The organism is Paenibacillus timonensis (assembly GCF_022427145.1).
Classification (GTDB): Bacteria; Bacillota; Bacilli; order Paenibacillales; family Paenibacillaceae; genus Fontibacillus; species Fontibacillus timonensis.
Genome location: NZ_JAKSXN010000043.1, coordinates 39,825 through 46,065, shown reverse-complemented (window position 1 = coordinate 46,065; position 6,241 = coordinate 39,825). Strand labels below are relative to the sequence as shown.

The 6,241-nt window shown below is 55.9% G+C and carries 7 protein-coding genes; 1 reads left to right on the top strand and 6 read right to left on the bottom strand.

Going from position 1 to position 6,241, the window contains the following annotated elements; translation table 11 throughout:
- Positions 1–71: 71 nt before the first annotated feature.
- Positions 72–200 (bottom strand): hypothetical protein, encoded by a 129-nt coding sequence (locus tag MJ257_RS24830; protein WP_275693868.1) that lies wholly within the window; start codon positions 198–200, stop codon positions 72–74.
- A gap of 264 nt (positions 201–464) precedes the next feature.
- Between MJ257_RS24830 and MJ257_RS16935 the strand changes: the two genes are divergently transcribed.
- The gene (locus tag MJ257_RS16935) at positions 465–1,376 is read left to right on the top strand and encodes a transposase (RefSeq protein WP_240270345.1); all 912 of its coding nucleotides are present in this window, start codon (positions 465–467) and stop codon (positions 1,374–1,376) included.
- A 306-nt stretch (positions 1,377–1,682) separates the two neighbouring features.
- Here MJ257_RS16935 and MJ257_RS16930 read toward each other — a convergent pair whose 3' ends face one another.
- The 5 genes from MJ257_RS16930 to MJ257_RS16910 all read right to left on the bottom strand — a co-directional run bounded on the left by MJ257_RS16930 (position 1,683) and on the right by MJ257_RS16910 (position 6,237).
- Positions 1,683–2,321: a ThuA domain-containing protein gene (locus MJ257_RS16930; protein WP_240270344.1), complete on the bottom strand. Its 639-nt coding sequence runs from the start codon at positions 2,319–2,321 to the stop codon at positions 1,683–1,685.
- A 19-nt stretch (positions 2,322–2,340) separates the two neighbouring features.
- Positions 2,341–3,318 carry an aldo/keto reductase gene (locus MJ257_RS16925; RefSeq protein WP_240270343.1) on the bottom strand — a complete coding sequence of 326 codons (978 nt, stop codon included), beginning with the start codon at positions 3,316–3,318 and terminating at the stop codon, positions 2,341–2,343.
- A gap of 49 nt (positions 3,319–3,367) precedes the next feature.
- Positions 3,368–4,096: an SDR family oxidoreductase gene (locus tag MJ257_RS16920; protein WP_240270342.1), complete on the bottom strand. Its 729-nt coding sequence runs from the start codon at positions 4,094–4,096 to the stop codon at positions 3,368–3,370.
- A gap of 159 nt (positions 4,097–4,255) precedes the next feature.
- The gene (fucU, locus tag MJ257_RS16915; RefSeq protein WP_240270341.1) at positions 4,256–4,687 is read right to left on the bottom strand and encodes an L-fucose mutarotase; all 432 of its coding nucleotides are present in this window, start codon (positions 4,685–4,687) and stop codon (positions 4,256–4,258) included.
- Positions 4,681–6,237, bottom strand: coding sequence for a rhamnulokinase (locus MJ257_RS16910; protein WP_240270340.1), 1,557 nt, complete (start codon positions 6,235–6,237; stop codon positions 4,681–4,683). The genes fucU and MJ257_RS16910 overlap by 7 nt, the downstream gene beginning before the upstream one ends.
- Between the last annotated feature and the right edge of the window lie 4 nt (positions 6,238–6,241).

Below are 6,241 nucleotides of genomic sequence, written 5' to 3'. Positions count from 1 at the left end.
TTGTCTCCTTTGTCTCTTTCATCTCTTTCATCTCTTTCATCTCTTTCATCTCTTTCATTCTTTCATCTCTTTCATTCTTTCATCTCTTTGATCTCTTTGATTTCTTTCATCTCTTCCGCCCCATTCGTCCCGATCGTTGCTTCTCTTTCCTTCAAATTATTCATTTCCGTCATTTTCTTCATTTTCTTCATTTTCTTCATCTTTCACTTTCTTCTTTTCTTAGCTTTTTTTCATTTTCCTCTTATCATTTCATTCGCTAAGGATTCACGAGGCTGTAGTATCCCTTTCGTTAAGGAGTTAGGGCATATAAAGCGTGATTTTCCAGTGAGAAACGATGAACTTATTGTTTTGCTGAGAGAAAGAATGAATTTGGAATTTTCTTCTTGAATTAAGAACGTATGTTTGGTAGAATAAAAACACGAACATATGTGCTTATTTTTTTCTTATCAGGGAGGTTCATGGTCATGGGAGTTAATATGGAGCAGGAGATGCAAAAATTCAACAGTTGCTACCATAATGAAGAGGACTGCCTAGAAGCTTTAGTCGCTGTGAAGTGGCCGAACGGCTTCATTTGTCCCCTCTGCGCATACACCCGTTGTACCCGTTTAACCTCCCGCCGGATCCCATTATTTGAGTGTAGAAGTTGTTCACATCAGACATCCCCTTTGGTTGGTACGATTTTTGAAGGGACACATTTGCCCCTGTTGAAGTGGTTTCAAGCTCTGGAGTTATTCCTGCTCCCCGACGGCATCTCGGCGATGCGGCTGAGTCAGGTGATTCGTGTCACCTACAAGACCGCTTGGTTAATGCTTCACAAAATTCGATACACCCTCGGCGAATTTGATGCTAGGGAACTCTTGAGCGGAGAAGTGAAGGTGACCAGCGATCACTATGGGGTAGATGCGTTCCGGCACCAACGGCTTCCTCACTCCTATGCCACTGCGGTTGTGGTCGGCTGTACGGTTACGGAATCGGGAGAGCCGGAGCATGTGAAGATCCATTTGGTGTCGCAGAAGAGAGGGGACGGGGTAGAGGCAAACCGTCACGAAATTGCCACTTTCATAAATAGGTATGTAGATGCCCAGAGCTCGGTGTTTCAGGCTTTCCCGCTGACTTTTCGCCTATATCTTCCCTTGCGGAGAGTCGTAAGAAAGGCGTGGGAATCCCTGAAGAGTACGTATGTGGCCTTGGGGATTAAGTATTTGCAAGCTTATCTGAACGAGTTCACCGTACGCCGCCGACTTTATCAAATCCACTCGGGAGAAATGCAACAAATGTTACCAAAGTTGCTTCACATGTGTATGGAGATTCCGTCAATCTCTTACCACGAACTGATCGTACGAAAGACACAAACGCACCTTACAGCTGTGGCCTAGTTAAAGCGCTGTTCAGATCAGTGGTGGTGTGTGCAACTTAGTTTAAGTAGTTTTGAGTGAGGCATAGAGAAGATCCAGGGAACCTACAGCTCAATAACAAGTTCGCCTATATATCCAACATCGTCTATCTGCCCTAATCAATCTATCTATATCTATCAATCTATCTCGATCTCCTTAACCTTTTTACTTCTCTGAGCCTGTCTGTTACTTCATTAACCTGACCTAACGGGATAATAGTTAAAAGGCGACAGAACAGAGGGGAATGTCCATAAAAAAAGAACTGGTCCAAGACCAGTTCTCCCTTACTTATCTAGCCGCCCACTTCGCCCCGCCCCGCAGCAGCTTCGCCACTTCGGGATGCTGGAACGAAGGCAGATGATGCCCCGGCATCAGGAACACAACCTTGCCGAGTCCATAGGAATGCGCCCAGGCCGCCGGCCAATCCTGGCCCTCATGGCGGTATGTGAGCAGCACCACTTTGGCGCAAAACGGATCGAATTCGAAGCGGTAAGGTTCTTCCGCCAGCACAAACGGTTCGATCCCGTCCACGAGCGGATGCCCGGCGCCGGACACGACCTGAAACTCAAGCTCCGTGTAAGGCGGATGCTCCGTAAACTTGGCGCCGATCAACTGGGCTAGCTCCGGACGGACCTGCAAAGAAATGCCGTTATGCACGACAAGCAGCCCGCCGCCGTTCGCCACGTAAGTGAGTAGCCCCGCCGCCTGCTCCGCGCTCACCGCGTCCTCCCAGCGGTCCGTATATGAGATGCAAAGGTCGTACTCCTCCAGTTTTCCAGCGGCCAGCATGCCGTAATCCAGGCTGGTCGTAAGCTGAAAATCCTCCTGCAGGATCCGTCCCAGCTCTTCTTCCACCGCGTTCAGCGGATGGTAAGGCGCATCGGCGTTATTCCCGATCACCCATGCTTTTTTCCGCGAATTGCTCATGTCCGTCGGTCACTCCTTTTTACCAAGCGTAAGCTTGAGGTGCCGAGCCGCCCGGGCCCGGGAAAATCTCATCGAGTCTCTTCAGCACGGCCTCATCCAGCTTGATGTCCACCACCCGCAGCGTGTCCTGGAACTGCTCCAGCGTACGCGGTCCGATAATCGGCGCGGTCATGGCCGGATGCACCAGCGTCCAAGCCAACGCTACGTTGGCCTCGCTTTCGCCCAGTTCCCGGCATAAAGCCGAGAACGCTTCAAGCTGCGGCCGGAACTGCTCGTAGCGGTTGTCGTTCGCCGTACGCGAGCCGACCTGCTTCTTCGCCGCGTTGCCGCCGAGCAATCCGCCTTCGAGCGGGCTCCAGGCGACGACGCCGATCCCGAGATGCTCGGCCGCGGGCAGCACCTCCAGCTCCGGCACACGGCAGAGTAGGTTATATTTGTGCTGCTCCGAGACGAGGCCAAGCATGTGGCGGTTCTTGGCCTCATATTGCGCCTTCACCAGGTCCCATCCGGCAAAGTTACTTGAGCCGACATAACCGATTTTTCCTTGCGTAATGGAAACCTGGAACGCTTCCCATAATTCATCCCAAGAAACATTGCGGTCGATATGGTGCATTTGGTACAGCTCGATGTGGTCGGTTTGCAGCCGGCGCAGCGAGCCCTCCAGATGCCGGCGGATTTTGTAAGACGACAACCCGGCCGGGCTGTTGGGTCCATCCAGGGGATCGCTCATATCGCCATGAACCTTGGTGGCCAGCACGACTTTCTCGCGGCGGCCTCCGCCTTGGGCAAACCAGCGGCCGATGATTTCTTCCGTCTTCCCGGCGTTTTCGCCCCATCCGTAAATATTGGCCGTATCAAAAAAGTTCACGCCCGCATCCAGCGCCGCGTCCATAATCCGGAACGCTTCCTTCTCGTCGGTGTTCACCCCGAAGTTCATCGTGCCCAGGCATAACTTGCTTACTTTTAATCCGGAACGTCCCAAGTACGTATATTGCATTTGTCGATTCCTCCATCATTCACTTAGATTCGGATTCCCAACTACCGATCTACCACGGTAAGATATGTCCATCCACGTCAAGAAATACCGGTGCCTCCGACGGTCCGCCCTGCCGCTCCATCGCCTCGCGGATAATCCCCCAGAGCCTGCCGGCCGATTGCTCCGGCGTAAGGGTAGCGGCAGAATCCTTCTCCCCGCGCATAAACGTCTGCACCCAGCCCGGATGCAGCACCAGCACTTGCCCGCCTTGCGTTTTCACGCCGTTATGTACGACGTTCGAGTGCATATTCACCGCCGCCTTCGACATCGTATACGCGAACCAACTGTCTCGGTAGCACTGACCGATGCTTCCCGCCTCCGAGGAGATATTGGCGATCGTGCGCGCTTCGCTGTTTAGGATCAAACCGATCAGCGCATTCGTCACCCGAAGGCCGCCTAAAGCGTTGACGTTAAAGACCTGCAGCATTTCTTCGAAGTTTAACTCGCCGAGCACCGTCGTTTCGATGTCCCCCAAAATCGCCGCATTATTGATCAGCAGGTCCAGCGAATCCGTATGCTCCCGAACCTTGGCGGCTGCCGCCTGCACGCTGGCATCGCTGCCTACGTCCAGATCCACGAGGATCAACTGTTCGCCGTACGCCGAAACCAGCTCTGGCAGTCCCTGATCCGCCGAGTTGAACCTCCCGGCAAATACCCGGTGCCCTTCCTCCAGCAGCTTGCGCACCAGCTCGAGTCCGATGCCGTGATCGGCGCCGGTCACCAATGCCGTATAACTCATTGCCGTCCACTCCCCTTCTCCGAAGCCTACCTGCTCCTGCTCATCCTGTTCGAGGCCGCGGTCTCTTTATTGTAAACGCTTTTTCCCAGCGATAAAAGGGGGCTTGCCCTTCGGCTGCCCCCTGCTAAATGCAATATTTTTTTGTCTGTAAAACCTTACTTAAAGCGTGACTACGCCTTTTTTCAGGATCACGTTGGCGTACAACGCTTTTTCCCCGGTGGAGACGATCGCATACGCCCGTTTGGCCCGTTCGTAAAAAGCGAACCGCTCGACCTCCTGAATCGGCTGATCCGCGGCGTGGTGTCGGCCGACGATCCTGCGGTACTCGTCCCAGATCGGCGTCTCGACCGGATCGCCGGGCATAACCGCCATCAACGCGACCGGCCGGTCCACGTAAACGTCGAGCGGAAACAGCGGCAGGATGGCTTCCAGCAATTCGGGGATGCCGTGGCCATCGCAGCGGACTAGCCGCTGGGCATGGCTTGCGGCCGGAAAATTACCGTCGGCGAGCACGATCTCGTCCGAATGCCCCATTTCCATCAAAATCTTCAGCAGCTCCGGCGAAAGGAGGCTGGATATGCCTTTTAACATTTCATCGACCTCCCGAGTCGTTCGAATCGCTCATAGGCGGCGGCCCACGCTGCTTGGCGCTCCTCTAGCCCCGGCTCGTAAACCTGGAGCGGGAACGATGCCTTCACCAGCGCGAGGCCTTCCTGCAGGTCCTTGAGCCAACCGCCGGCCCGCAGCTGTACCAGCAGGTTGCCGATGGCGCTGGCTTCCACCGGCCCCGCCCAAACCGGGCGGCCGATCGCTTCCGCCGTAAACCGGCAGAGCAGCTCGTTCTGTATGCCACCGCCGACCATGTGCAGCCCGGCAAACCGCGAGCCGGTCAGCTCCTCGGCCTGCTCCAGCACCTGGCGGTAGCGGAGCGCCAGGCTTTCGAGGATACACCGGGCAAAAGCGCCGGGCGAATCCGGTACCGACTGGCCGGTTTCCCGGCAGTAGGACCGGATCTCCTCCGGCATGTCGGCCGGATTCATGAACCTCAGATCATCCGGGTCGATCAGGGCGTACAGCGGCTCGGCTTGTTCCGCCAATTGCACCAGCTCGGCGAAGGAATAGGCTTCGCCGTCCTGCTCCCATTTGCGTTTGCACTCCTGCAGGATCCACAGGCCCATGATGTTCTTGAGCAAATGGTAGGTGCCGTCCACGCCGCCCTCGTTAGAGAACTGGCGCTCCAGCACCGCCGGCGTCAACAGCGGCTTCGCCATCTGCGTCCCCAGCAGCGACCATGTGCCGCTAACGAGGTAAGCGAACGCCGGCGAATCCGCCGGCACGGCCGCAGCCGCGGACTCCGTGTCGTGGGAGGCAGCTGCGATGATCTTGATCGGCGGGACGCCGAGCTCCGCACAGACCTCCGCCGTCAGTTCGCCGATCACGGTACCCGGTGATACCGGGTCGATGAACATTTCGCCCGGGATGCCTAACAGCTCCATCAACGAGACGTTCCAGGTGCCCCGTCCCGGGTCGAACAACCCTGTTGTTGTCGCCATCGTAAATTCGCAAACGCGCCGGCCGGTCAGAAAATAGCTCAACAAATCCGGCGTCAACAGCAGCGTTTCGGCCAGATCGAGCTTAGGCGAGCCGGCTTTTTTCATGGCATACAGCTGATATAACGTGTTAAAGGGCATAAACTGCAATCCGCTTTCGCGGAACAAGCGCTCCGCGCCGACCAGGCCGGATACCTCCTCGACCAACCCCTCCGTTTGGCGGTCCCGATAATGATACGGGATGCCGAGTAGCTCGCCGTTTCGATCCAACAGGCCAAAATCGACGCCCCAGGTGTCGATGGCGCAGCTCTCCGGCCGGTACCCGGCCTGGAATGCTTTGCGGATACCGGTTTTGATCTCCCGCAGCAGCATCGGCGTGTCCCAATGCAGGTGCCCGCCGATTTGGACCGGAACGTTCGGGAAACGGTAGATCTCGGTGATGTTCAGCTTCCGAACGCCCGTCGTTCCGGGACCGGCACCGGGGCTATCTCCAGGACTCCCGGGGACGATCTCGCCGACGAACGCCCGGCCGCTGCTGGCGCCCAAATCAAACGCGAGGACGCAAGGGAAACGTTGTTGTTCCGATGACATGATC

Excerpts from the sequence above, each read along its gene's own strand:
- MJ257_RS16930 (WP_240270344.1), bottom strand. The coding sequence starts at position 2,321 with ATGAGCAATTCGCGGAAAAAAGCATGGGTGATCGGGAATAACGCCGAT.
- MJ257_RS16935 (WP_240270345.1), top strand. The coding sequence starts at position 465 with ATGGGAGTTAATATGGAGCAGGAGATGCAAAAATTCAACAGTTGCTAC.
- MJ257_RS16910 (WP_240270340.1), bottom strand. The coding sequence starts at position 6,237 with ATGTCATCGGAACAACAACGTTTCCCTTGCGTCCTCGCGTTTGATTTG.
- MJ257_RS24830 (WP_275693868.1), bottom strand. The coding sequence starts at position 200 with ATGAAGAAAATGAAGAAAATGAAGAAAATGACGGAAATGAATAATTTG.
- MJ257_RS16925 (WP_240270343.1), bottom strand. The coding sequence starts at position 3,318 with ATGCAATATACGTACTTGGGACGTTCCGGATTAAAAGTAAGCAAGTTA.
- MJ257_RS16920 (WP_240270342.1), bottom strand. The coding sequence starts at position 4,096 with ATGAGTTATACGGCATTGGTGACCGGCGCCGATCACGGCATCGGACTC.
- fucU (WP_240270341.1), bottom strand. The coding sequence starts at position 4,687 with ATGTTAAAAGGCATATCCAGCCTCCTTTCGCCGGAGCTGCTGAAGATT.